The 271-nt window shown below is 44.3% G+C and carries 1 protein-coding gene; it reads right to left on the bottom strand.

Annotation, left to right across the window (positions count from 1 at the left end; genetic code table 11):
- On the bottom strand, positions 1–271 hold a 271-nt coding region (locus tag A3761_RS27010), incomplete at both ends, for a hypothetical protein (RefSeq protein ID WP_197472836.1).

Raw genomic sequence — 271 nt, 5'->3', positions numbered from 1 at the left:
CGGAACAGCGACGCCGTTGGCATCGAGTGCTTTTCCACTTAATACTGACATTGGAATCGTTACATCAACTGAGGTATTAGCGAAAACACTAATATTTCTGGCAGCGTAATAAACTGCAGCATAATCGGGTACAGGGTAAGCCGTAACAACACCCTCGTCATCAACTTGATTCTGGGTCTGTAAGTAAGGCCTTAACTGATAGTTTCCAAAGGAAACTTTAAACTCGAAATAACCTTCGCTGTCGGTGAGAACGGGTGTGTCAGCAAGTTGA

The sequence above is a fragment of the Oleiphilus sp. HI0123 genome, assembly GCF_001635315.1.
The sequence above is the reverse complement of the archived record's forward strand: the minus strand, read 5'-3'. Positions and strand labels throughout refer to the sequence as shown.